This is a genomic window from Streptomyces sp. NPDC057950 (assembly GCF_042887295.1).
In the GTDB taxonomy this organism is placed as follows: Bacteria; Actinomycetota; Actinomycetes; order Streptomycetales; family Streptomycetaceae; genus Streptomyces; species Streptomyces kaempferi.
In genome coordinates, this window is the sequence record NZ_JBHVPP010000012.1 from 252,549 (window position 1) to 276,357 (window position 23,809).

Sequence of the window (23,809 nt, forward strand, 5' to 3'; positions counted from 1 at the left end):
CGGGACGGCAGTTCCGCGGCCGGGACGGCAGTTCCGCGACCGGGTCAGTGGCTCCGCGTCAGCGGCTCCGCGTCAGCGGCTCCGCGTCAGCGGCTCCGTGTCAGCGGTGTCACCCGTTCGAGCTCACCATTCCGGAGCCGTCGTCCGCGCCGGTGCCGGACTGGTTGTCGCCCGCGGCACCGGACTGCTCAGCGCCGGCCCCCGACTGGTCACCGGCACCGGACTGGTCAGCGCCGGCCCCCGACTGGTCGCCCGCCGCCGGATCGCTCGCCGCGGGGTCGCTGGGCTCGGCACCGGCCGTGGCGCTCGCGTCACCCGCACCCGCACCCGCACCCGCACCGAGCGTCGCGCCGGTCGCCGTGAGCGCGGTCGTCACCGGCTGGAAGAAGGTCTCGCCGCCGACGGTGCAGTCGCCGCTGCCGCCCGAGGTCAGGCCTATCGCGCTGCCGTCCTGGGTGAAGAGCGAACCGCCGCTGTCGCCGGGCTCGGCGCACACGTCGGTCTGGATGAGTCCGGTGACCGTGCCCTCGGGATAGTTCACGGTGGCGTCGAGTCCGGTGACGTTGCCGTCGTTGAGGCCGGTGGTGCTGCCCATCCGGAAGACCTGCTGGCCCACGGCGGCGTCGGCGGCCTGGTTGATGGCGACGGTCTGACCGTTGCCGACGTTGACCACACTGTTGGCCTGGGTGTTGGGGTCGTCGTATTTGACGAGCGAGAAGTCGCCGTCACCGGGGAAGGTGGCCTGGTCGACGGTGGCGATCGGCGCGCCGTCCTGGGTGTCCGACCACTGCTTGGCCGCGACCCCGCAGTGTCCGGCGGTCAGGAAGGCGGGACTGCCGTCGCTCGCGGTGACGTTGAAGCCCAGCGAACAGCGGGCTCCGCCCCCGAAGATGGCGTCGCCGCCGTCCACGAACGTCTTGAAGGTGCCCGCGGACCTCTTGACGGTGGCCATGCCGGAACCCAGTGAGCCGACCGTCGACGTCAGCTTGTTCCAGTTCGCACCTGTGACCGTGCTGTCGGCGGTGACACGGAGCTGGTTGGTCTTGGGGTCGACGGACCAGGCGGTGCCGGGGATGGTCGCGCCGGTCCTCAGCGTCCGGGCCGCCGACTTGAGGGCGGCGAGACTGTTGTCGACGCTGCGGGGAACAGCGCCGGCCTTCTTCACCGCGTCGACGACATTGCTGTTGTCGCCGACGACGTTGACGACGACCTGCTTCTTGGCGGCGTCGTAGTACGCGCCTCCGTAGGCATCACCCAGCTGGGTGGCGAGGAGCGAGGCGAGGTCCGAGGCGTCCGCGGCCTTCAGCGTCTTGGGACCGGCGTCCTTCGCGTCGGTCTGCGAGGCGTTGGCGTTGGGCAGCAGCAGCGCCGCGGCTCCGAGTGCCGCGACGCTTCCGGCGGCGATGGCGGCCTTGCGCTTGGGAATCCTTTTGTGACTCAACTCTTGACCTCCTGGGGACGGGGTCGATGCCACCGTCCGGCGGCTGGCTGGGGGGGCGCCTGGATGCCTGTTGATACGTGTGGGTCGCGGAGGTTGTTCAACTCCTCTTGAGAAAGGCAGGAGTCGACCCGGCGACAGGCATGGATTACGAGGTGATCGCGTCTTCCCTCCGTCCGACCGGGGAACACTGCTCCGTATGACACTCGACCTCGCCGAAGCCGACAAGATCCTCTCCACCCACTTCGCCCCCTGGGTACTGGACCTGGGTCTGTCGGTGACGGAGTTGGGTGAGAACCGCGCGGTGCTGCGGCTGCCCTGGTCCGCCCGGCTCGCCCGCGACGGCGGTTCGCTGTCGGGACAGGCCCTGATGGCCGCCGCCGACACGGCGACCGTGATCGCGGTGTCGGCGGCACGCGGCGCCTTCGTCCCGATGACGACGGTCCAGCAGTCCACCAGCTTCCAGCGCGCGGTCACGGACGCGGACGTGCTGATCGAGGCGGTCCTCACCAAGCTAGGCCGCCGTATGGCCTTCGCCGACATCACGATGACCGCGGGGAACTCCCGGGACGTCGCGGCGCGCGCGAGCACGGTGTACGCCCTGCTGGGCTGAACGCCACCGTCCGCGAACGACCGGTGACACTCCGTCCGTCGACGGGGCCGGAATCCTTGCTTCAGCGAATCTGCACATCGAATGCGCAGGCACGTCACGGCGCGCGACGGATCTGCACAGTCGCGCGCCCCCCGGGCACCATTGGGACCGGACCGTCCCCTTGGGACGCCCGGGGGCAAGGGCGGCGCCGAAACAATGCCGTGCAGCATGTGAAGAAGTGGCCGCAATGACGTGCGCACGCCTGCACGGTTGGGCCGAAGCAGCGCCCAAGTTCCCAGGTGAGAGCCGTGGTTGATTGGATGCGCGCCTCACGACCGTGCTTTGATCCGTGCACCGCGGAGGTCGCGGCAAGCTTCCGGAGACGGGAGCCGCACGGCTCCCGGAAACGGGGTCCGCACCCCCGCGGTCGCGGCCGTCATCTGTCCCCAGAGGGGGCCGCTCCCCCCTTATGAATATCCATACGAAGGGAAGTTCCCCCATGAACTCCACCCCCCAGGTCGCCACCGCCGAGATCTCGGACGCGGACCTCGACAACGTCTCCGGCGGCCTGTCGCTGAACGCCGTCGGCACCGTCACCGGCCTGGTCGACGGCGTTGCCCCGGTTTCGGGCATCGTGGGCACGGCCATCGGCACCGTCGAGGGTGTGACCGGCCTGAACACCGCTCCGGTCACCGGTCTGGTCGCCGGTCTCTGACCGCGCCTCATCCCGCTGAGTCCCGGAACCACTCCCCGGTTCCGGGACTCTCGGATGCCGTAGATCTCTCCGACAGGTGAGGGAAGTCCCGTGCAGTTCCGCCAACAGGCCCTCGCCAAGCTGCAGTCGGCCGAAGAACTCGACCTGCCGGTGCGCTTCGCCCGCCCCCAGGGCTGGCTCGTCCTCTCGGTGACGGTCGTCGTCATGGCGGCCGCGTCGGTCTGGGCCGTGACGGGCACGGTGGCCTCGACGGTCGGAGCCCCCGCCGTCCTCACGCACGCGCAGGGCAGTTACGTCCTGCAGAGCCCCGTCGCCGGCCAGGTCACCGCGGTCCTCGCCGAGGAGGGCGATCGGCTCGCGGCCGACGCGCCGGTGCTCAAGGTCCGTACGGCCCAGGGCGGGACATCGGTCGTCCGGACCGTGGCCGCCGGCCGCATCACGGCCCTCGCCGCCACCATCGGGGCCATCATCTCCACCGGCGCGGACGTCGCCGCGGTGGAGAAGGTCGCGCACGCCGGCGATCCGCTCTACGCGACGGTGTACGTACCCGCCGAGAGCGCCTCCACCATCCCCGCGGACGCCGCCGTCGACCTCACCGTCCAGTCGGTGCCGACCCAGCGGTACGGGGTGCTGCGCGGTCATGTGAAGGCGGTCGGCCGGAGTGTGCGGACCCAGCAGCAGATCACTTCCTCCCTCGGCGACAGCCAGCTCGGCGAGCAGTTCACCAAGAAGGGCAGGCCGGTGGCCGTCCTCGTCTCCCTCGACCGTTCGTCCCGTACGAAGAGCGGCCTCAAGTGGTCCTCGGCGGACGGGCCCCCGTACCCGCTGACCTCCATGACCCTGGCCACGGGTTCGATCCGGCTGGCCGATCAGCGTCCCGTCGATTGGCTGCTGCCGTGACCACCGCGCAGGACAACCGGGGCAGACGTCGCGCCGCACCCCCGAAGCGCACCGTCCCCAAGAGCACCCGCAGGACCGTCCGCACGCCGACGGTCCTCCAGATGGAGGCCGTGGAGTGCGGCGCGGCCTCCCTCGCCATGGTGCTCGGCCACCACGGCCGGTTCATCCCCCTCGAAGAGCTGCGCATCGCCTGCGGCGTCTCCCGGGACGGCTCGCGCGCCAGCAACCTCCTCAAGGCGGCGCGCGGTTACGGCCTCACGGCCAAAGGCATGCAGATGGACACGGCCGCGCTCGCCGAGGTGCAGGCGCCCGCGATCCTGTTCTGGGAGTTCAACCACTACGTCGTCTACGACGGAATGGGCCGCCGTCTCGGACGGCGCGGGGTGCACATCAACGACCCCGGCAAGGGCCGCCGTTTCGTGCCGATGGAGGACTTCGACACCAGCTTCACCGGCGTGGTGCTGGTCATGGAGCCGGGCCCCGACTTCCGCGCGGGCGGCCGCAGGCCCGGCATCCTCGGTGCGATGCCGGCCCGGCTGCGCGGCACGTCGGGCACGATGCCCGCGGCCGTGCTGGCCAGCCTGCTGCTGGTCGCGGTCGGCGCTGCGCTGCCCGCGCTCAGCAGGACGTACATCGACACTTTTCTGATCGGCCGTCAGACCTCGCTGCTCGGGGTGCTGTTCGCGTCGATGGGCGCCTGCGTCCTGCTGACCGTGCTGCTGACCTGGCTCCAGCAGGCGAACCTGCTGCACGGCCGGATCATCTCCTCGACGCTCAGCAGCGCACGCTTCCTGCGCCATCTGCTGCGGCTGCCCGTCACGTTCTTCTCCCAGCGCAGTCCGGCCGACCTGGTGCAGCGACTCCAGTCGAACGACGCGGTGGCCGAGACCCTGGCCCGCGACCTCGCGGCGGCGGGCGTGGACGCGGTCGTCGTGGTGCTCTACGCCGTCCTGCTCTACACCTACGATCCGCAGCTCACGGCGGTCGGTATCGGTGTCGCGCTGCTCAACGTGGTCGCGATGCGGGTGGTGATCCGGCTGCGCGCGACCCGTACGGCGAAATTGCGCGCGGACAGCGCCCGGCTCACCAACACGGCTTACACCGGGCTGCAGTTGATCGAGACCATGAAGGCGACCGGCGGCGAGGACGGCTACTTCCGCAAGTGGGCCGGACAGCACGCCACCACGCTGGAGGAACAGCAGCGCCTCGGAGTGCCGAGCGCCTGGCTGGGAGTGGTCGCGCCGACGCTCGCCACCCTCAACAGCGCGCTGATCCTCTGGATCGGCGGCCTGCGGGCGATGGAGGGACACATCTCGATCGGTCTGCTCGTGGCCTTCCAGGCGCTCGTCACCCGCTTCACCGCGCCGCTCACCCGGCTCAACGGCGTCGCGGGCCGCATCCAGGACTTCGCCGCCGACGTGGCCCGCCTCAAGGACGTCGAGAACTTCCAGGCCGACCCGCTCTACGCCCGCTCCGGCACCGGCGACTCCACCCGCAGGCTGCAGGGCCATGTAGAGCTGGAGAACATCACGTTCGGCTACAGCCCGCTCGACAAGCCACTGCTCACCGGCTTCTCGCTGACCGTCGGCCCGGGGCGGCAGGTGGCACTGGTGGGCGGCTCGGGAAGCGGCAAGTCCACGGTGTCCCGGCTGATTTCGGGCCTGTACACCCCTTGGGAGGGCACGATCCGGATCGACGGGCAGCGGCTCGAGGACATCCCGCGCGGCGCGCTCGCGGCCTCCGTCTCCTTCGTCGACCAGGACGTCTTCCTCTTCGAGGGCACGGTCCGCGACAACGTGGCACTGTGGGACCCCTCGATCACGGACGACGCCGTCGTCACGGCGCTGCGGGACGCGGCCCTGTACGACGTCGTGGTGCGGCGTCCCGGTGGCATCCACAGCCGGGTCGAGCAGGACGGTCGCAACTTCTCCGGCGGTCAGCGCCAACGCCTGGAGATCGCGCGGGCGTTGGTGCGCAGGCCCAGCATCCTGGTCCTCGACGAGGTGACCAGCGCACTGGACGCGGAGACCGAGCAGACCGTCATCGACAACCTCCGCAAGCGCGGCTGTGCCTGTGTGGTGATCGCGCACCGGCTCAGCACCGTGCGCGACAGCGACGAGATCGTGGTGCTCCAGCACGGCACGATCGTGGAACGCGGGCGGCACGACGCCCTGGTGGCGGCCGGCGGTCCGTACGCCGAGCTGGTCAGGGAGCGATGAGATGACGACGGTTCACGAGGGCGACGTCGTCCTCGGCGCGCTCGGCACGATGGGCACGCCGGTCGGCTGCGCCGGGCTCAACCGCCTCGACCTGGAAGGGCCACAGGTGCTGTGGCTGGTCACCGCGGGCACCCTGGACCTGTTCGCGGTGGACGCCGCCCAGCAGGGCCAGTGGCACCACCTCGGTCGTCTCGAAGCGGGCTCGCTGCTGCTCGGCCCCGTCGCGGGTCCCCAGCACACGCTGGTCGGCCGGCCGTCGCGGGACTGCGCGGCGCGCCGGATCGTACTGCGCGAGCTGTACCAGCCGGCCCCCGCCGAGACCTGGTCCTACGACGAGTACGGCAACCCCCAGTACGTGCCGCCGACATCGAGCCCGCTGGAGTACGCCCTCGCGCTCGGCGTCGGCCGCAGCCTCTCTATCCTCTTCCAGGCCCCCACGGCCACGGAGAACGCGGCCGCGCCGACGGACGACGACGTCTTCTGGATGCAGGTGCCGCCGGGGAGTGTGCGGTACGGCTCGATGTACGGCGCGGAGGCCGCCGCGGACCTGCTGATGGACTCGGGTGTCTGGCAGGGCATGGTCGACCAGCAGTACCGGCTGCTGGCCACGCTGGACCGCTGGATCGAGCAGCTCGAGGCCCGTCACGAGGACCGGACGGCGGCCGGCATCAAGGCGGGCGAGGCCGTCCGCGCACAGGCCGACCGGACCCTGCTGGCATCCATCGGGACGCCCTCGAAGCGCCCCACGCCGGCCGACACGGACGCCACCTACGCGGCCTGCGCGCTGGTCGCCCGCGCGTCCGGGATCGCGCTCGCCGAGCCCGCGCAGAGCGGCACGGAGAGCGACCGGCTCGACCCGGTCGAGAGGATCGCGCTGGCCTCGCGCGTCCGCAGTCGCGCGGTGCGCCTGGACGGGTCCTGGTGGCGGGACGACATCGGTCCGCTGGTGGGCCGGCGTGCGGTGTCGGGCAGCCCGGTCGCGCTGCTGTGGCGGCGCGGCGGCTATGTGGCCGTACAGCCGTCGTCCGGGCGGGAGACGCCGGTCGAGAAGGCCAACGCGGCCGAGTTCGAGCCGCGGGCCGTGATGTTCTACCGGCCGCTGCCCGAACGCCGGCTGAGTCCGTTGCGGCTGGCGCGGTTCTGCCTCCAGGGCACCGGCGGCGACCTGCGCAATCTGGCGGTCAGCGGTCTCGTCACCGTGGCGATCGGCGCCCTGGTGCCGATCGCGACCGGCAAGGTGCTCGGCGAGTACGTGCCGAAGGCCCAGCACGGACTCATCGTGCAGGTCTGCCTGGCGATCATGATCACCAGTGTGGTGTCCGCGGCGTTCATGCTGCTGCAGAACCTCACGCTGCTGCGCATGGAGGGGCGGATCGAGGCGACGCTGCAACCGGCCGTGTGGGACCGGCTGCTGCGGCTGCCGACGAAATTCTTCACCTCGCGCTCGACCGGTGAACTGGCCAGTGCCGCCATGGGCATCAGCGCGATCCGTCGTCTCCTCGCGGGTGTCGGCCCCACGCTCGCGCAGGCCGGCGCGGTCGGCGCGATGAACCTGGGGCTGCTGCTCTGGTACAGCGTGCCCATGGCGCTGGCCGCGGTCGCCATGCTCGTCGTCATCGCGGCCGTGTTCCTGGGGCTCGGCCTGTGGCAGGTGCGGTGGCAGCGCCGGCTGGTCGTGCTCGGCAACAAGCTGAACAACCAGGCGTTCCAGACCCTGCGCGGACTGCCCAAGCTGCGGGTCGCGGCGGCGGAGAACTACGCGTACGCCGCCTGGGCGGGCGAGTTCGCGCGCAGCCGTGAACTCCAGCGGAAGGTGGGCCGCATCAAGAACCTCACCACGGTGCTGGGTGCGGTGTATCTGCCGCTCTGCTCCCTGCTGATGTTCATGCTGCTCGCCGGCCCGGCGAGCGGATCCCTGTCGGCCGCGGACTTCCTCACCTTCAACACCTCGGTGACCATGCTGCTGACCTCGGTCACCCAGCTGACCGGCGCCTTCGTCTCGGCGGCGGCCGCGCTGCCGATGTTCGAGGAGATCAGGCCGGTGCTCGACGCCACCCCGGAGGTCCGGGTGGCGAGCACCCGCCCCGGCGTGCTGTCCGGGGCCGTCGAGGCCCGCAGGCTCTCCTTCCGGTACACCGACGACGGGCCGCTCGTCCTCGACGACGTGTCGTTCGACATCCGGGCGGGCGAGTTCGTGGCGATCGTCGGCCCCAGCGGCTGCGGCAAGTCCACGCTGCTGAGGCTGCTCATCGGCTTCGACAAACCGGTCTCGGGCAGTGTGCTGTACGACGGTCAGGACCTCGCGGCCCTCGACCAGTCCGCCGTACGCCGTCAGTGCGGTGTCGTGCTCCAGCACGCGCAGCCGTTCACCGGCTCCGTCCTGGACTGCATCTGCGGCACCGAGCCCTACACGCCCGAAGAGGCGATGGCGGCGGCCGAGATGGCGGGCCTGGCGGAGGACATCAGGCGGATGCCGATGGGACTGCACACGATCGTCTCCGGCAGCGGCGCGGTCTCGGGCGGCCAGCGCCAGCGTCTGATGATCGCCCAGGCGCTGATCCGCCGCCCGCGCATCCTCTTCTTCGACGAGGCCACCAGCGCCCTGGACAACGAGACCCAGCGCACGGTCATCGAGAGCACCAAGGCGCTCAACGCCACCCGGGTCGTGATCGCGCACCGGCTGTCCACGGTCATGGACGCGGACCGGGTGATCCTGATGGAGGACGGCCGGGTCGCCCAGCAGGGGCCTCCCGCACGGCTGCTCGCGGACACCGGCGGGCGGCTGCACGAGCTGGTGCGGCGGCAGTTGGCGTGAGCGGTCAGTCCGTCCCCGGCACCTGGGCGCCGGAGGGGACACCGGCGGCGAGGTAGGCGCGGTAGATCTCCCGCCAGGGAGCTCCGGCACCGGCGTGCGGGCCCTGGGAGTGCCGGCCGAGGGCCTTGGCGTCGAGGGCGGCGAGGCACACCTCCCAGCCGGCGCCGTTGCGGGCGGCGGTGTCCTCGGCCCCGAGCACGTCGGTGAGCGTGAAACGCGTGCGCTTGTCGTCGAGGGCTTCGAGGCCGAAGTGCAGCTCGTCGCCGCCCCAGTCGAAGGAGAGGTGCCGGGGCGGGTCGACGGCGATGACGCGGCCGGTGGAGTCGGACATGTTCGGGTCGCCGCTGAACCTGATGGTGCCGCCGGGGCGCAGCTCGATCTCCGCGCGGGACGGGAACCAGCCGGCCAGCTCCTCCGGGTCGGTCACGAACTCCCAGACGCGGGCGACGGGGTGGTCGTAGGTACGGCTGAAACGGACGGCGGGGCGGCCGTCCTCGAGGGTGAGGTAGGTGCCGGTGAGGGCGGTGCGTTCGGCCGACATGGTGGCTCAGTCCTTCGCGGAGGGGGCTTCGGGGTCGTCCGACGGCTCCCCCGCCGCCTTGTCCAGACGGCGTCCGAGAGTGTCGAGGCTGTCGTTCCACAGCGTGCGGTACGGGGCGAGCCAGGCGTCGAGTGCGGCGATCGGTGCCGGATCCAGGGCGTAGACGCGGCGTTGCGCGTCCTGGCTGACCCGGACCAGACCCGCGTCCCGCAGCACGCGCAGGTGCTTCGAGGTGCTCGGCTGACTCAGTCCGCATGCCGCCACGATCTCTCCGACAGCACGCGGGCGCTCCCGGAGCAGCGCGACGATCGCGCGGCGGTGCGGGTCCGCGAGCGCGGTCCAGGGAGTGACGTCGGGCATGCGCCCAATATGCCGCTTCGGTTATATGCCGGTCAAGGCATGCGCGGACACCCAGGGGGCTCGCGATGTGACGGTCACCTCACCCGACCCCTCTAGCGAAACGTTGCCGTTTCGCAGGCGGTGCCCTACTGTCGATGTGTACGAAACAGTTTCGTTTACGTCTCCGTCATCCTGAGCGACTTCCCTGGAGTGGTTCTCCCATGTCCCAGACCCTGACCGAAGGTGCCCGCAAGGGCTCCGTGGACCCCTCGTCCGGACCCTCGCCGAGGCGGTGGTGGATCCTCGCGATCATCGGCATCGCGCAGCTGATGGTGGTCCTCGACGCCACCATCGTGAACATCGCCCTGCCGTCCGCACAGGCGGACCTCGGCTTCTCCGACGGCAACCGGCAGTGGATCGTCACGGCGTACTCGCTGGCCTTCGCCTCGCTGCTGCTGCTCGGCGGACGCATCGCCGACCTCTTCGGACGCAAGCCCGCCTTCCTCATCGGTGTCGCCGGATTCGCCGGCGCCTCCGTACTCGGCGGCGCCTCCACCAGCTTCGGCATGCTGGTCACCGCGCGAGCCCTGCAGGGCGTCTTCGGCGCGCTGCTCGCCCCCGCCGCGCTCTCGCTGTTGAACACGACGTTCACCGACGCCAAGGAACGCGCCAAGGCGTTCAGTGTCTACGGCGCGATCGCCGGTGCCGGCGGCGCGGTCGGACTGCTGCTCGGCGGTGTGCTGACCGACGCCCTCGACTGGCGCTGGACGCTGTTCGTCAACCTCGTCTTCGCGGTCGTCGCCTTCGCCGGCGGCTGGATCCTGCTGAGCAACCACCGGGACGCCGCGAACTCCCGGCTCGACCTGCCGGGCACGCTGCTGGTCTCCTCCGGCCTCTTCGCCCTGGTCTACGGCTTCTCCAACGCCGAGACGCACGACTGGAGTTCGCCGCTGACCTGGGGCTTCCTGGCCGCCGGTGCCATCCTGATCAGCGGCTTCGCCTGGTGGCAGACCCGCGCCGAGCACCCGCTGCTGCCGATGCGCGTCCTGCTCGACCGCGACCGCGCCGCGTCGTTCGTCACCGTACTGATCACCGGTGCGGGCATGTTCGGTGTCTTCCTCTTCCTCACCTACTACCTGCAGCTGAACCTGGGCTTCAGCCCGACGAAGACCGGTGTCGCCTTCCTGCCGATGATGGCCACCTTGATGATCATGGCTCAGGTGTCCACCACCGTCCTGGTGCCGCGTATCGGCCCGAAGATCGTCATCCCCGCGGGCTTCGCGATCGCCGTCGCGGGCATGGCCTGGCTGACCGGTATCGGGGTCGCCTCGGACTTCTCGACCGCCGTGCTGCCGCAGCTGCTCCTGATCGGCGCGGGCCTCGGCATCGTGATGCCGCCCGCCATGTCGCTGGCCACCAGCGGGATCGCCGCCGAGGACGCGGGCGTCGCCTCCGCCACCGTCAACACGATGCAGCAGGTGGGCGGTTCGATCGGCACCGCGCTGCTGAACACGCTCGCCGCGAGCGCCGCCACCGGCTACCTGGCCGGCAAGGACGCCACGGACAAGCTGGTCCGGGCGCAGTCGACGATCGAGAGCTACACCACCGCCTTCTGGTGGTCGGCGGGCTTCTTCGCCGCCGGCGCGGTCATCGCCTTCCTGCTCTACCGCCGCGGCACCCAGGAACAGGACCCGGACGCCGTGCGCGCCGTCCACATGTAGGACCCGTGTGATCACCCCGGAACCGAGGGGCCGCCGTCTTCAGGGAGACGGCGGCCCCTCCTCCCGTCGCGGCGGCCGCCGGCCGAAGCACCCCGGCCGCTCTCGCCCGCGTTCGCGTCCCCCACCGCGGCGGGCCGGTACACGACGAGCGCGCGCCGGTCCTTCTCCAGCCTCAACCCCGTCGGCGCGGGCGCGACTTCGCCGTCGTACGCGAGCGTCCTGGTGCCGTCGAGGCCCTCCAGCTCGACCCAGGGCACCCTCTCGGCGCCGTACACACGGGAGCGGCCGAGCGCGCCGACGAGGGCGGAGACCACCACCCGGGTGCGGGCGAGGCGGTGGGCTGCGTCGATCAGGCGCAGGTCGAGGAGTCCGTCGTCCAGGCGAGGACGGGAGACCGGGGCGAACCCCTCCGGCTCGTAGCGCCCGTTGCCCGCGAAGAGCAACCACAGGCGCCGGTCACGGCCGTTGACGCGCAGGTCGACGGGGGCCGCGGTGCGCAGCACTCGCACCAGGGCGGCCGCCGCGGCCGGCCGCTTTCCCCAGCGATCCTCCAAGCGCTCGCGGATCGCGACGAGTTCGGGATACAGGCCGATGCTGAAGGTGTTGAGGAACAGCACCTCGCGCCCGGCCCCCCGCGGCCTCGACACACCCAGGTCCACCCTCACCGCCTCGCCGCGGCCGACCGCGGTGGCGGTGTCCTCGATGCGGGGTACGCCAACGTCCTGGGCGAAGTGGTTCAGGGTGCCGCCGGGGAACACGGCGAGTGCGAGCCCGCGTTCGGCCGCCGCCCGCGCGGCGGCGTTGACGCTGCCGTCCCCTCCGCACACCCCGAGCACACCGGCCGCCTCCGTGGCCTTCGCGGCCGCCCGGTCGAGCAGCGCGGCGAAGTCGTCGTCCGGGCCGCGTTCGATCAGATCGGCCGCGGGCAGCAGCACCCGCAGCCGCTCGACCGGTGACGACGCCCCGGTCCGCGCCGTCCCCGCCTCGCTGTTGACGAGGACGACCAGCCCCGCGCCGCCGGGCAGCGCCGGTGCGGACACGGCGGGCCGTTCCCGCTCAGGGAGTTCCGGGCGCGGCGGCCACCAGCGCGCGGTGAGGACCGCCGCACCGACTCCGATCGCGACGCCGGCCAGCACGTCACCGGGGTAGTGGACCCCCACGTACACCCGCGAGAAGGCGACCGCGGCGGCGACGGGCGCGACCAGCGCGCCGTGTCCGGCCGACTCCAGCGCGACTCCGGTGGCGAAGGCCGCGGCCGAGGCGGAGTGCCCGGAGGGGAAGGAGGTGCTGTGCGGCTGCCGGGCGAGGTGGCGGACCGACGGTACGAGGTCCAGCAGCGGGCGGGGCCGCCGGGTGCTCCATTTGGCCACGGTGTTGACGGTCAGCGAGGCCAGCGCCAGCGAGCCCAGACCCCGCAGCGCCGCCCGGCGGCCGGTGCCGCCCGCGACGAGCGCGAGGCCTGCCGCCGCGCCGAGCCACAGCCCTCCGTGATCGGCGGAGTGGCTCAGCCGTCGCAGCGCCGGATCCGCGCCTGGCAGCCGCGCGGCCGCCACACGTCGGAACAGCCGTCGGTCCGCGTCACTCAGAACATTCATGATCCAGGGCTACGGTACCGGGCCGGACCCGGCATCCCCGGAGACTCGGACCGGTGACGCGGCTGCTCCGCGCGGAGCCTCCGCGCGGGTCGCCCGGCAGCTTTGACCCGAGCCCGGCGTGACGGTCGATCCGTGTCGGGGCGGCTTCCCGGACCAGTTGGGCCCCGCGGGTGCCGTCCGCGGGGCTTCCAGCGGTCGTCATGCTTCCTCCGCGAGCCGAACCCCCCTGCGGACGAGCCGACTTGAGTCCTGGGCGGGCCCGGAACATGCCGAGGGCCGGCCGGAGGCCCCACTCCGTCCGGCCGACCCTCGGTGCGAGATCGCGCTGCGCTCCGCGACGGGGCTCGCACTCCCCAGCTACGCGCCTCGATCGATGCTCACGAAAAGCGCGCGATCCCGGTCTCTCAGAACGTGAAGACGGTCGTCCCGTAGGAGTTCTTCACGCACTCGTTGGCGAAGGTCCGTTCGTACGTGACCCGCTTGCCCTGCCAGACGCCGGCGACCGTGACGACCACGGGGTCGAACTGCTTCGTGCACAAGACGCCGTCTCTGACCGACAGTGCGTCGAAGTCGCCGCCGACCCCGCGGAGTTCGGCGCAGGCCTGGACGGCGGCGGGGTGGGTGCCGGAGGCGGTCGGCGCGCAGTTCAGCGTGACCGCACGTTCCGGGGTGGCGGCGTCGGCGCTCTGCCCGTGCCCCGTGGTGAGCACCAGGGCCGAGGGGGCGTACAGGCCGGCGGGGGCGAGGGCGGGGGCAGGGGCGGGGGCGGCGAGGGCGGACCCTCCGAGGGGCCCGCAGACGGCGGTGGCCGCGAGGGTGAGAGTCGCTGCCCAGCGCGCGGTGTTCGGCATTGTGTGCATCCTTCCGCTCGGTTGAATGCGGCACCGGCTCGGTGTGTGTCGGTGCGGCGAGCGCGAGTCTGCCGAGTCCACACCGGAAACACACATCGACCCCACGCGTTTCGGTAACTTTGAGTATTGAATCACTGGCGCGAAGTAACGAAACTCGAACGTTCGAGCCCCACAACGGCACGGGCGCTGATCGCCCGGGGCACCTTCATGGCCGGTTTCCCTCGGCTCCGCAATAGGCCTGAAACATTCCGCTCAGCGCCCCCCAGCCCCTGAAGACCACCTTCAGCCCACGGCGGACAACGCTCCGCGACCCTTGCGCATCCACCGCATTGGAGTAATCGTCATTACATGATTACGAGCGATCAACGCGAGCAGACGCGCGGCTGGTTCGCCGGCCGCCTTCCCGACGATCTCTTCGAGGGCCTGGCGGAGGTGACCGTCGACCGCGAGGAGATCACCGTCGTCGGCCGCATACCGGAGCCCAGGCTCACCGAGGGCGCCTCGGACGCCGAGCGGGAGGCGGCCCTCCAGGCACGCGTCCAGGAGTTCCGGGAGCGCACCCGCGACGACCGGGTCGCGGTCGCGCGCGAGGCGGAGCACCGCTTTCGCAGGAAGGTGTCCTGGGGTGTCGAATGCGGGGGCGAACGCACGCTGTTCACCCACGTCGCCGCACCTGTCATGACCCGGCTGCGTCAGCCCGAACGCCAGGTCCTCGACACCCTCATCGCCGCCGGTGTCGCCCGCAGCCGCAGCGACGCGCTCGCCTGGTGCGTCCGCCTCGTACAGCGCCACACCGACGACTGGCTGACGGAACTGCGCGACTCGCTCGCACACGTGGAGCGGGTCCGGGCCCAGGGGCCGGACGCCGGGCCGCAGGACGCCGCCGCCACCGGCGAAGGAGGCGAACGGGAAGGGCAGCGGGACGAGCCCGGGGAGTGAACGAGAGGTGACGTCGTAGCGACGGGCCGCTCACCAATGTGGAGATATCGTCCCGCGGCGGCCCGGAGAATGGATGATCACCCCTCTGCTGCCCGTACCCCGCGACGCCTTACCGCCGGCAGACCCCAGAAGGACGGCCACCGCTCACGCCGCACACCCCGGCGGCGACAATCGGCCATCCCTCCCCCGGCGCCACCACGCGCTCCACCGCCCGTCCGGGTACGGGCACTTCGCTGGTGCACTCTTGTCCGACGACTCCCCGGCCACCTCTCCCGACCTCACCGAGGTCGAGCAGGTCTTCAACCGCCGCCGGCGCGGCGGCCGCCACTGGTTCTCGCACGGCTGCAACTGGCGGGGCATGACGGCGTGATGGGTGGCCGCGGTGGCCGGTGTGCTGTTCACCGACATCCCCGGCCAGTTCGTCGGACCGGTGGTCGACGTCCGGGGGCTGGCGGCGCGGGAGCCGATCACCCCTGATCATCTCGCGCCGGCGCTCGGCCTCCTGGGGCGGCGACCGGCCGGGATCCTCCCGCCGGCCACCGGGTGGCCGGCGCACTGGGGCACCGACCACTACGCGGCGCACCCCTGGCTCACGCCGGGGGCCGCTCGGGCCGGCGTCACCGCGAGGCCGCCCTGATCGTGCGGGCGATGTCCAGGGTGAGCCGTTGCCAGGCGTCCCGCGGATCGCGGTCGGTCAGTTCGCGGACGCGGCGCAGGCGGTAGCGCAGGGACTGGGCGTGGAGATGGAGTTCACGTGCGGCGGCGTTCGCCGAACCCGTGTCGAGATACGCGGTGAGCGCCGCCAGCAGGTGTCCCTGCCCCGGGTCGGTGAGCGGCCCGAGCACCAGACGGGCGACGTGGTCCGGCGGCGCGGCCGGATGCCCGGCGAGCAGCGCGAGGACATGGGCGTCGGCGTCGGTGAGGAGGCGGCCTCCCCGGTACGCGTGGGCGGGCGCCGTGTCGAGGGCGTCGGCGGCCAGCCGGTGGGCGACGGCGACCCGGTCCAGGCTCTCCGCCGTGATCGCGCAGCCGCGCAGTTCCAGCGCGCGGAGCGCCGCCCCGGCCCCCGCGACGGCTCCGGCGGGCAGCAGCAGGACGGCGCGGGGGCCCCGTACGGTCGTCGGCGCGGTGACGTCGGGGGTGCCGGCGATGTCGAGCGCGTCCAGCAGGGCCGTCACCATGTCGTGCGTCAGGTCGGGACGGTCCGGGCCGGCCGGCTCCGCCACCAGCAGGCACGCGGGGTCGGGCAGTTGGATGCCCAGCCGGGCCGAGCGGTCGGTCAGCGCGCCCACCGAGGCGTGCCGCCCCGCGATCAGGTCGTCCAGCAGCAGTCGCAGCGCCCGGTCACGGTCCGCGGCGAGGTCCTCGCTGGTGGCCGCGTACGCCGTGGCCATCTCCTCGGAGAGGGTGTCGAGCGCGGTCAGCAGCATCCTGGTGAGCGCCAGGGCGTCCGACGCGGTCAGCCGCGGCGCTCGGGCTGCGATCTCGTCCGTGAGGACGGTCGCCGCGACCCGGTAGGCGCGCAGCACCGCCCGCACGGGCCTCCCGTCTGCCGCGCGGGCCGCCGCGATGCCCCGCAAGCGCCTCAGGTCCGACGGCTCCAGGGTGGCGTCGGTGGCCCACAGCTGGAGCAGGCGCTCCAGCCCCCAGGCCGCGATGGCCCGTACCTCCGGCAGCCGGCTGTCGTCGAGCGCGGCGTAGGCCGGGACCTGCTCGTGCACGGCGGCGACGACCGCCTCGACGACACGCGGGTCGGCGACCATCTCCTGCCGGACGCGTTCCCTGACGTCCACGGGCCTCTTTGTCACCTGATGATGATCCCAGCCGCTCGATGTGCGCACCGCGGTGGACGGACCTTGTCACAGTCGCCAGGATCGACGGCGTACAGCGCGATCTCAGGGACGAGAGGCGGGACGTACGGATGGCGAAGCACTGGGCCGACTTCCAGTACGAGATCTATCTGAACGGAATGACGGGCGCCGTGCCGCGGCTGCCCACCGATCTGACCCGGCTGGAGGAGCTCACCGAGCAGCGCCTCGGCCCCGGTCCGGTCGGCTATGTGGCCGGCAGCGCGGGCAACGGCAGCACCGCGCGGGCCAACCGGGAGGCGCTCGACCGGCGCCGGATCGTGCCGCGCATGCTGCGGGACGTGCACGAACGCGACCTGTCCGTGGAGGTGCTGGGCCGCGCCCTGCCCGCGCCGCTGGCGCTCGCGCCCGTGGGCGTGCTCTCCATCATGCATCCGGACGCGGAGCCGGCCGCCGCGCGGGCCGCCGCCGCGCAGGGTGTCCCGTACATCCTGTCCTCGGCGTCCAGTACGCCGATGGAGCAGGTCGCCGAGGCGATGGGCGACGCGGAGCGCTGGTTCCAGCTGTACTGGGCGAAGGACCGCGAGGTGACCCGGAGCTTCCTGGACCGGGCGAAGGCCGCCGGATACACGGCCCTGTTCGTCACGCTGGACACTCCCCTGCTGGCCTGGCGTCCGCGCGACCTCGACCAGGCGTATCTGCCGTTCCTGCACGGCATCGGCACCGCGAACCACTTCTCGGACCCGGCGTTCCAGGCGGGTCTGGCCAAACCGGTGCACGAGGACCCGAACGCGGCCGTGATGCACTTCGTGGGGATGTTCGCCGACCCCGGAAAGACCTGGCCGGACCTGGCCTTCCTGCGGGAGAACTGGGACGGGCCGATCGTCCTCAAGGGCATCCTGCACCCGGACGACGCCCGGCGCGCGGCCGACGCCGGGATGGACGGCGTGGTGGTCTCCAACCACGGCGGGCGGCAGGTGGCGGGGTCGGTCGCGGCCGCCGACGCGCTGCCCCGGGTGGTCGAGGCGGTCGGCGACCGGCTGACCGTCCTGTTCGACAGCGGCATCCGCACCGGCGACGACATCTTCAAGGCGCTCGCCCTCGGCGCACGGGCCGTGCTCGTCGGACGGCCGTACGCCTACGGGCTCGGCCTCGACGGACAGGCGGGGGTCGAACACGTGATCCGCTGTCTGCTCGCGGAGTTCGACCTCACCCTCGCCCTGTCCGGACACTCCCGCCCCACCGGCCTCGGCGCCGACGACCTGATCGAGGAAACACCGTGAAGAACGTACTCGCCGTGGTCTCGGCACACGTGGGCGGCCGCACCGCCGGAGCCGCGCTGGCCGGGGTCTTCCCCGGCGAGGCCCGCGTCACCGTCGTCGAGTCGACCGACGAGGACCCCGGCGCGCTGCGCGAGGCCCAGGTCATCATCACCGGTCTCGCCCCGGTGACCGCCGGGCACCTGGCCGCCGCACCGGACCTCGAACTGGTGCAGTGCGCCAGCCACGGCTTCGACTACGTGGACCTGGACGCCGCCCGCGCCAAGGGGGTGCCGGTGTGCAACATCGGCTCCAGCGGCGCCGAGAAGCAGAACGTGGCCGAGCAGACCTTCGCCCTCATGCTCGCCCTCGCCAAGCAGCTGATCCCGGCCCACACCGCGCTCGTCGACGCCGACTGGGCCCTGCCGCGGCTGCAGCGGTCCATCACCGAACTGTCCGGCAAGACCCTCGGCATCATCGGGCTCGGTCACATCGGCGAGGAGGTCGCCCGGCGCGCGGTCGCGTTCGACATGTCCATCGTGTACGCCGGTCCGCAGTCCATCGGCGCGGAGGCGGAGGCCCGGCTCGGCGGCGCCCGCCATGTCGAACTCGACGAACTGCTGCGGACGTCGGACTACGTCACGCTGCACGCGCCGCTCACCGAGACGACCCGGCATCTGCTCGATGCCGAACGGCTGGCGCTCCTGAAGCCCACCGCGTTCGTCGTCAACACCTCACGCGGCGCCCTGATCGACCAAGAAGCCCTCGCGGACGCGCTCGACGCGGGTGCCCTGGCCGGCGCGGGTCTCGACGTCTTCGACCCCGAACCGCCCACGGCGGCGCTGCGGTTGCTCAAGGCCCCGAACGTGGTGCTCTCGCCGCACGTCGCGGGTGTCACACGCGAGACCCTGGTACGGATCGCGCTGGCGGCGGTCCAGAACGCCGCCGACTTCGTGGCGGGCAAGCCGCTACGGGACGTGGTGTCGTAGGGGCTCGACCCGGTTCCCCGGCCGACCCGGTTCCCCGACCCGGTCCCCCGGCCCGACCCGGTTCCCCGACCCGGTTCCCCGACCGGGCCCGGTCCCCCGACCGTGCCCGATCCCGCGCGCCGGCCGGTCCCGCGGGGCACCCCGGGCTGGGGGCCACCCGGTCCCGACCGGGTCCCGGTCCCCCGGCGCCTCGTGCGCGCCGGGGGACCGATCCCTCAGGGGCCCGTCTCGGCCGTCCCGGCCGCCGCGGGCGGAAGTCGTACAGGCGGCGGTACGGACTCCGGGCTGGTGCGGTCGTCGGCGCTCACCGGACGGGGTTCGTCGGGGGCGACCGGCGCGGTCATCTCCGGGGCATCGGGTGCGCGCGTCGGCTGCTCACCGGACGGGGCACCGGACGGGTCGCCGGGCTGTCCGGCCGTCGTGCCGCCGGCGGACACCGGCTCGGTGACGGGACGCGTCGACGCGCTCGCCGTGCCCGCGATCGACAACGACCGGGGTGCGGCCGGCGAGGCGTCGGTACGCCAGCGCTGCGCGTCGGAACCGCTTCGGTCCTTGACGACGATGTCGGCGTCCGGGTCGGTGGAACCGGGTGCGACCGCGAGCCGGTTTCGCGCACGGGGAAGCAACTCGCCGCGCACGGTGAGGTCATAGCGAACGTCGTCGCGGTGCGCGTCCCCCGGACCGACGCAGCGGCTCAGCGCGACGACACCGTCGACCGCCCCGGAGTCCAGGCACATTCCGGGGTCGGCGACACTGCGCAGCAGCCCGTCGTCCTCGTAGGACCACTGCTGGGTCCCGGCGGAGGAGCAGGCGGCAAGCTCCGTCTCCGCGCCGGACGTCGCCCTACCGCCCCGGATGTCGAGGCACAGGTCGGCGGCGAGGTTGCGCAGTCGCGTCCGCTCGGTACCGGTGGGAAGTCCGGCCGAGGCCGGGGGCGAGGAACCCGGGGCGGCCGGAACGGTGCGGGTGCTGCCGACGCCCGTGGAGGCGGCCGGGTCGGCTCCGCCGCTGCCCGAGGACGACAGGCTCACGGCGAGGACGGTCACGAGCAGCAGGGCCGAGACGGTGCCCGCCCCCGTGAGCAGGGCCTTGGAACGGGCCTGTCCGGTCAGGATCCGGCGACCCCGCGCGGGAATCCCCTCCGGCGGTCGATGGCGTCCGCCGCTCCCGGCACGCCCACTCGCCGCGGGACCTCCGTCATCGCCCGGACCCCCGTGACGTCCCGCGCCTGCGCCATCGCCACGGCCACCTCGCCGGCCGCCCGGTACGCCGGGACTGGCCGAAGGCATGCCTCCGAACGCCGGCCCGTCCGGGGGGCGCATTCCTCGCCGCACGCCCCCCGTGCGGGTGTCGAGATAGCGCCGCGCGCCCCAGCCGAGCACGGCTTCGGTCAGTAGAACACCCAACTCACCTTCACACAGGCTGAGTTGCTCCTCGGCATACCGACAGTGGACGCACCCCGCGAGATGGTGCCGGTCTTCCGGCGACGGCGCACCGCCGCGACGCGTCGGGACATCCAGCAGCCGGTTGTAGTAGCCGCATTCCTCGCGCGGCGCGAGTTCCCGATGGGCGCGCACACAACCCTGCCGGAATTGCTCGCGGGCCCGCTCCAGAGCGGCCGCCGCGGTCCCGATGTCCATGCCCGACAGACCGGCCGGTACGGATATGGGCTCGGCCTCGACCTCGGCGTGCCACAGCAGACACTGCGCGGAACCCGGGAGAGTATGGAAGGAACGCTCGGCGAGCTTCCGATTTTCGGCCGTCAGGGATCCCGCGGATCCCGCCACCCGCATACCACGCCCACCGGCGGTTTTCGCCAGATCCGGCAGGACACCGGATATCCGGTCCTCCGCGGACCATTCCTTGACGGTGTCCCGCACCGTCACCAGGAGCCGCGGCCGCAGGGCCGCTCCGGACTCGCCGCGTACCAGGCAGTCGAGCGCGTAATGGAAGGAGGTCGCGGCGACCATCGAGGCGACGTGCGACGAAGAGGCGAGGCAGACGACCGCGTAGTCGTACGTCGACTGCCAGTGGCGGGCCATCAGCAGGGCGACGGACTGGGTGGCCCCACCCGCCGGTCGGCCTCTCAGTCGGGCGGCGAGACTCTCGTCGCATTCGCCGAAAGCGCCGCCGGGAGGATGGGCGGGACGAGGGGGGTGGGGGGTGGGCACGGAGCGGGTTCCTTCCACGGTGCAAGGTGGCACACGGGCTATTTCCGGCCGCCGAAAAGCAGCCCTGCCCGTTGCGTGCCTTTTTGGCGATGCGCCGGGAGAACAGCCGGGCGGGAAGGTCGACGAAGACCCTCGTCCGGAGTCTTTCGAGCTCGCCGGCGGTCCGAAATGACGAACACGGATTTCACACCCGGCCATTGACCACGCGCAGTGAGTTCACCCTCGCACAACACACTCATGACCAACAAGGCGCCTGGGAAACATCCGCACTTTTGAAAGATGGTCAATTGCTCTGCCAACTCGACCCACTCGCACCGGATTTCGAAATTCTGTGCGCCCCGTGTGAACCACACGCTCGCGCCGGAGCCCGTCGCACGCTACCGGCGCACGGAATTCGGTGGTCCACTGGAACCCGGCCCTTCTCGGAGGCCCCGCGCAGGACGGCGGCTCTCCCGCGCGAAACCGGCCGCCGGCCCCGATCCTCCCGCCCTCGGCCGGCGGCCCCGGGACACGGGCCGGGCAGCCGGACGGAGCCGAAGCCCCGTCCGGGCACCCCTCGGCCTCAGGCCCGCCACAACCCGCGCCTGCGGTAACCCGCCTCCCAGAAGAGCCGGTTGAGGACCCGCACGGGCGGCGGGAGCGCGCCGAGGAACCTGGCGCGGTCGGCGGCCGGGACGCCGTCGACGATCCACGGCACGAAGAGCGCGGCCCCGCGCAGCCCCTGTGCCTCGCGGATCTTCCCGGTGAAGGCAGCCCAGTCCGCCGACGTCAGGACCTCCTGGACGAGCGGAAGGGCGCTGTCCTCCTCGTGCGTGAGGTGGTCGTCAAGGGCGGCGGCCAACGCGTGGACACAGGCGGGCAGTTCGGCCGAACGGTCACGCAGCGCGGTGTCGACGGCCGTCAGCAGCGCGCCGAGGCCCGCGTGCTCCGCCTCCATCGCGGCCAGCAGCGCGACGTCCCTGGGCCGCCCCGCGGCCCCGCGCTCCACGCGCGGCCACAGATCACTGTCCTCCGCGGTGTGATGGATGTGCAGCTGATGCTTGAAGTTCCCCCAGCCCGCGCGGACTTGGGGTGCGGACGCGGTGCCGTCCACCGCGGCCTTGGCGAGGCGCTCCAGGTCGCGCCGGAAGGCGTCGTGGGCCGCGTACATGACGGTGAGGTCGATGGTGTCGGTGGTCATGAGGCCGCTTCCTCCAGCTGGGGTTCGTACACGGGCAGGGCGTGCGGGTTGGCCGACGGCCCCCGGTGACGGCGTACGGCGAGGCAGGCGAGCGCGCCGGCCAGCAGCACGGCGGCGGCGACCAGCACGGCGGGCCCCATCGCGTGCACGAAGCCATGGCCGAAGACCTGGCCACCGAGTTCACGCATGCGGTCGGCGACGTCGCGCGGGACGCCGTCCGGCACCCGCGCCGACCGCCCCGCGTTCACGTCGGCCTCTCCCTCGGAGAAGGCGCCGACGAAACCGTCGCGGTACGCCGCCGGCAGCCCGCCGGCGCGCCGCTGCGCCTGCTCGGGGAGCGAGGACGCCAGCCGGGCCTGGAGCACCGCGCCGACGACGGCTCCCGCGAGCACCGAACCGACCTGCCGCAGCGCGTTGTTGAGGCCGGAGGCGGCTCCGGAGAGCCTCGCGGGCACGTTGCGCATGACCTCGGTGGCCATCGGCGCGAAGGTGAACCCGGCTCCCAGGCCCGCGAGCAGCAGCGGGAAGGCGACCGTCGTCCAGCTCGACCCCACGTCCACCGCGGCCACGATCCACACCAGGGCCGCGGCCCAGGCCAGCAGCCCCGTCATCAGGATGAACTTGCCGCCGACCTTGTCCGCGAGGATTCCGGCGGGTCCCGCCGTCACGAACGAACCGATCGCGAGCGGCAGCAGGACGAGCCCGGACTTGAGGGCGCTGAACCCCAGCACGGACTGCAGGTAGATCGTCAGCGGCAGGAACATCCCGATCACGCCGAAGGACACCGTGACGCCGACGAAGTTGATGAGGGTGAAGTTGCGGTCCCTGAAGAGCGAGAACGGGACGAGCGGATCGTCGCCCTGCCGGCCGCGCTCGTGGCCGAGGAATCCGGCGAAGAGCAGCGCCGCGGCACCGAACAGGGACAGGATCCAGCCGTTCCAGTCGTAGCGCTGCCCCTCCGTCAGCCCGAAGGCCAGGCAGAACAGGGCACTTGACGCGAGCAGGACGCCGGGGGTGTCGAAGCGGTGGCGGACCGTGCGGCGCGAGGCCGGGATGATCGCCACGGCGAGCACCAGCACCAGCGCCCCGAGCGGCAGGTTCACGAAGAAGATCCACCGCCAGTCCAGGTGCGTGATCAGCGCGCCACCGATGATCGGGCCGAGCGCGCCGGAGATCCCCGCGACCGCGCCCCAGACACCCATCGCGGCACCGCGCCGGTCGGCCGGGAACACCTCCGCGATGATCGACAGGGTCTGCGGCATGAGCAGCGCCGCGCCCAGTCCCTGGAGCGCCCGGAACGCGATCAGCTGGGCCGGGTCCCGTGCGAGGCCGCAGGCGAGGCTGGCGAGGGTGAACAGGGCGACGCCGGCCAGGAAGAGGGCGCGTTTGCCGCGCAGGTCGCCGAGACGGCCCGCGGTGATGAGGAGCACCGCCAGGGCGAGCGTGTAGGCGTTGACGACCCAGAGGATCTCGTCCAGTGAGGCGCCGAGGTCCTGTCCCATGTCGGGGATCGCGATGTTGACGATGGTCAGGTCGAGCAGGGTCATGAAGAACCCCAGGGAGAGCGTGATGAGGATCGCCCAGGGATTGCCGTGCCATTTCTTGAACACGATGTCCGTCTCCTAGTGCCGAGTTGGGTGCCGGGTGGTGCCCCGGGCATCGGACTCGCGTTCAAGAGGGCATGGCGCCGGGACCGCGTGACGCCGTGAGACGTACGTCACTCTTTGGTCTCCGGAT

At 72.1% G+C, this 23,809-nt stretch carries 20 protein-coding genes; 11 read left to right on the forward strand and 9 right to left on the reverse strand.

Annotated elements, in window-relative coordinates; translation table 11 throughout:
• Positions 1-109: 109 nt before the first annotated feature.
• The gene (locus tag ACFVTC_RS21575) at positions 110-1,441 is read right to left on the reverse strand and encodes a S1 family peptidase (protein ID WP_390129288.1); all 1,332 of its coding nucleotides are present in this window, start codon (positions 1,439-1,441) and stop codon (positions 110-112) included.
• A 196-nt stretch (positions 1,442-1,637) separates the two neighbouring features.
• On the opposite strand from ACFVTC_RS21575, the gene ACFVTC_RS21580 reads away from it, so the two are divergent.
• The 5 genes from ACFVTC_RS21580 to ACFVTC_RS21600 all read left to right on the forward strand — a co-directional run bounded on the left by ACFVTC_RS21580 (position 1,638) and on the right by ACFVTC_RS21600 (position 8,679).
• Positions 1,638-2,051 (forward strand): PaaI family thioesterase, encoded by a 414-nt coding sequence (locus tag ACFVTC_RS21580; protein WP_390129290.1) that lies wholly within the window; start codon positions 1,638-1,640, stop codon positions 2,049-2,051.
• A 478-nt stretch (positions 2,052-2,529) separates the two neighbouring features.
• Positions 2,530-2,745 (forward strand): type A2 lantipeptide, encoded by a 216-nt coding sequence (locus ACFVTC_RS21585; protein ID WP_168531631.1) that lies wholly within the window; start codon positions 2,530-2,532, stop codon positions 2,743-2,745.
• A gap of 90 nt (positions 2,746-2,835) precedes the next feature.
• Complete coding sequence (locus ACFVTC_RS21590; protein WP_390129292.1) at positions 2,836-3,645, forward strand: HlyD family efflux transporter periplasmic adaptor subunit; 810 nt, start codon at positions 2,836-2,838, stop codon at positions 3,643-3,645.
• Positions 3,642-5,864 (forward strand): NHLP family bacteriocin export ABC transporter peptidase/permease/ATPase subunit, encoded by a 2,223-nt coding sequence (locus ACFVTC_RS21595; RefSeq protein WP_390129294.1) that lies wholly within the window; start codon positions 3,642-3,644, stop codon positions 5,862-5,864. The genes ACFVTC_RS21590 and ACFVTC_RS21595 overlap by 4 nt, the downstream gene beginning before the upstream one ends.
• 1 nt (position 5,865) lies before the next feature.
• Positions 5,866-8,679 carry an NHLP bacteriocin export ABC transporter permease/ATPase subunit gene (locus ACFVTC_RS21600; protein WP_390129295.1) on the forward strand — a complete coding sequence of 938 codons (2,814 nt, stop codon included), beginning with the start codon at positions 5,866-5,868 and terminating at the stop codon, positions 8,677-8,679.
• Positions 8,680-8,683: 4 nt separating this feature from the next.
• Here ACFVTC_RS21600 and ACFVTC_RS21605 read toward each other — a convergent pair whose 3' ends face one another.
• A complete protein-coding gene (locus ACFVTC_RS21605) occupies positions 8,684-9,220 on the reverse strand; it encodes an SRPBCC family protein (RefSeq protein WP_390129298.1) in 537 nt (178 codons plus the stop codon).
• 6 nt (positions 9,221-9,226) lie between these two features.
• Positions 9,227-9,580 carry an ArsR/SmtB family transcription factor gene (locus ACFVTC_RS21610; protein ID WP_390129300.1) on the reverse strand — a complete coding sequence of 118 codons (354 nt, stop codon included), beginning with the start codon at positions 9,578-9,580 and terminating at the stop codon, positions 9,227-9,229.
• A 200-nt stretch (positions 9,581-9,780) separates the two neighbouring features.
• On the opposite strand from ACFVTC_RS21610, the gene ACFVTC_RS21615 reads away from it, so the two are divergent.
• Positions 9,781-11,280, forward strand: a complete 1,500-nt coding sequence (locus ACFVTC_RS21615) for an MFS transporter (RefSeq protein WP_390129302.1) — start codon at positions 9,781-9,783, stop codon at positions 11,278-11,280.
• An 11-nt stretch (positions 11,281-11,291) separates the two neighbouring features.
• On the opposite strand, the gene ACFVTC_RS21620 is transcribed toward ACFVTC_RS21615, so the two are convergent.
• Positions 11,292-12,875 (reverse strand): bifunctional phosphatase PAP2/diacylglycerol kinase family protein, encoded by a 1,584-nt coding sequence (locus ACFVTC_RS21620; protein WP_390129304.1) that lies wholly within the window; start codon positions 12,873-12,875, stop codon positions 11,292-11,294.
• Between the two features lie 404 nt (positions 12,876-13,279).
• Positions 13,280-13,726, reverse strand: a complete 447-nt coding sequence (locus ACFVTC_RS21625; protein WP_390129307.1) for a protease inhibitor — start codon at positions 13,724-13,726, stop codon at positions 13,280-13,282.
• Between the two features lie 348 nt (positions 13,727-14,074).
• On the opposite strand from ACFVTC_RS21625, the gene ACFVTC_RS21630 reads away from it, so the two are divergent.
• The 3 genes from ACFVTC_RS21630 (at position 14,075) to ACFVTC_RS21640 (ending at position 15,302) form a co-directional block, all read left to right on the forward strand.
• Entirely contained in the window at positions 14,075-14,665 is a 591-nt protein-coding gene (locus tag ACFVTC_RS21630) for a hypothetical protein (protein WP_390129310.1), read from the forward strand.
• 244 nt (positions 14,666-14,909) lie between these two features.
• The gene (locus ACFVTC_RS21635; RefSeq protein WP_390129358.1) at positions 14,910-15,035 is read left to right on the forward strand and encodes a hypothetical protein; all 126 of its coding nucleotides are present in this window, start codon (positions 14,910-14,912) and stop codon (positions 15,033-15,035) included.
• Positions 15,036-15,038: 3 nt separating this feature from the next.
• The gene (locus tag ACFVTC_RS21640) at positions 15,039-15,302 is read left to right on the forward strand and encodes a hypothetical protein (protein ID WP_390129360.1); all 264 of its coding nucleotides are present in this window, start codon (positions 15,039-15,041) and stop codon (positions 15,300-15,302) included.
• On the opposite strand, the gene ACFVTC_RS21645 is transcribed toward ACFVTC_RS21640, so the two are convergent.
• Positions 15,283-16,473 (reverse strand): PucR family transcriptional regulator, encoded by a 1,191-nt coding sequence (locus ACFVTC_RS21645; protein WP_390129312.1) that lies wholly within the window; start codon positions 16,471-16,473, stop codon positions 15,283-15,285. The genes ACFVTC_RS21640 and ACFVTC_RS21645 overlap by 20 nt on opposite strands.
• 113 nt (positions 16,474-16,586) lie before the next feature.
• Here ACFVTC_RS21645 and ACFVTC_RS21650 point away from each other — a divergent pair, with 113 nt between their 5' ends.
• Together ACFVTC_RS21650 and ACFVTC_RS21655 are read left to right on the forward strand one after the other, a co-directional pair.
• Complete coding sequence (locus tag ACFVTC_RS21650; RefSeq protein WP_390129315.1) at positions 16,587-17,756, forward strand: lactate 2-monooxygenase; 1,170 nt, start codon at positions 16,587-16,589, stop codon at positions 17,754-17,756.
• Positions 17,753-18,721 (forward strand): 2-hydroxyacid dehydrogenase, encoded by a 969-nt coding sequence (locus ACFVTC_RS21655; RefSeq protein ID WP_390129317.1) that lies wholly within the window; start codon positions 17,753-17,755, stop codon positions 18,719-18,721. Before ACFVTC_RS21650 ends, ACFVTC_RS21655 begins: the two co-directional genes overlap by 4 nt.
• 215 nt (positions 18,722-18,936) lie before the next feature.
• Here the strand turns inward: ACFVTC_RS21655 and ACFVTC_RS21660 are convergent, their stop codons facing one another.
• The 3 genes from ACFVTC_RS21660 to ACFVTC_RS21670 all read right to left on the reverse strand — a co-directional run bounded on the left by ACFVTC_RS21660 (position 18,937) and on the right by ACFVTC_RS21670 (position 23,682).
• Positions 18,937-20,892, reverse strand: a complete 1,956-nt coding sequence (locus tag ACFVTC_RS21660) for a ricin-type beta-trefoil lectin domain protein (RefSeq protein ID WP_390129318.1) — start codon at positions 20,890-20,892, stop codon at positions 18,937-18,939.
• Positions 20,893-21,454: 562 nt separating this feature from the next.
• Positions 21,455-22,072 (reverse strand): hemerythrin domain-containing protein, encoded by a 618-nt coding sequence (locus ACFVTC_RS21665; RefSeq protein ID WP_390129320.1) that lies wholly within the window; start codon positions 22,070-22,072, stop codon positions 21,455-21,457.
• On the reverse strand, positions 22,069-23,682 hold the full coding sequence (locus ACFVTC_RS21670; protein WP_390129322.1) for a DHA2 family efflux MFS transporter permease subunit: 1,614 nt from the start codon (positions 23,680-23,682) through the stop codon (positions 22,069-22,071). The genes ACFVTC_RS21665 and ACFVTC_RS21670 overlap by 4 nt, the downstream gene beginning before the upstream one ends.
• Positions 23,683-23,809 lie beyond the last annotated feature (127 nt).

Excerpts from the sequence above, each read along its gene's own strand:
- ACFVTC_RS21600 (WP_390129295.1), top strand. The coding sequence starts at position 5,866 with ATGACGACGGTTCACGAGGGCGACGTCGTCCTCGGCGCGCTCGGCACG.
- ACFVTC_RS21630 (WP_390129310.1), top strand. The coding sequence starts at position 14,075 with ATGATTACGAGCGATCAACGCGAGCAGACGCGCGGCTGGTTCGCCGGC.
- ACFVTC_RS21615 (WP_390129302.1), top strand. The coding sequence starts at position 9,781 with ATGTCCCAGACCCTGACCGAAGGTGCCCGCAAGGGCTCCGTGGACCCC.
- ACFVTC_RS21580 (WP_390129290.1), top strand. The coding sequence starts at position 1,638 with ATGACACTCGACCTCGCCGAAGCCGACAAGATCCTCTCCACCCACTTC.
- ACFVTC_RS21605 (WP_390129298.1), bottom strand. The coding sequence starts at position 9,220 with ATGTCGGCCGAACGCACCGCCCTCACCGGCACCTACCTCACCCTCGAG.
- ACFVTC_RS21625 (WP_390129307.1), bottom strand. The coding sequence starts at position 13,726 with ATGCCGAACACCGCGCGCTGGGCAGCGACTCTCACCCTCGCGGCCACC.
- ACFVTC_RS21620 (WP_390129304.1), bottom strand. The coding sequence starts at position 12,875 with ATGAATGTTCTGAGTGACGCGGACCGACGGCTGTTCCGACGTGTGGCG.
- ACFVTC_RS21665 (WP_390129320.1), bottom strand. The coding sequence starts at position 22,072 with ATGACCACCGACACCATCGACCTCACCGTCATGTACGCGGCCCACGAC.
- ACFVTC_RS21585 (WP_168531631.1), top strand. The coding sequence starts at position 2,530 with ATGAACTCCACCCCCCAGGTCGCCACCGCCGAGATCTCGGACGCGGAC.
- ACFVTC_RS21610 (WP_390129300.1), bottom strand. The coding sequence starts at position 9,580 with ATGCCCGACGTCACTCCCTGGACCGCGCTCGCGGACCCGCACCGCCGC.
- ACFVTC_RS21650 (WP_390129315.1), top strand. The coding sequence starts at position 16,587 with ATGGCGAAGCACTGGGCCGACTTCCAGTACGAGATCTATCTGAACGGA.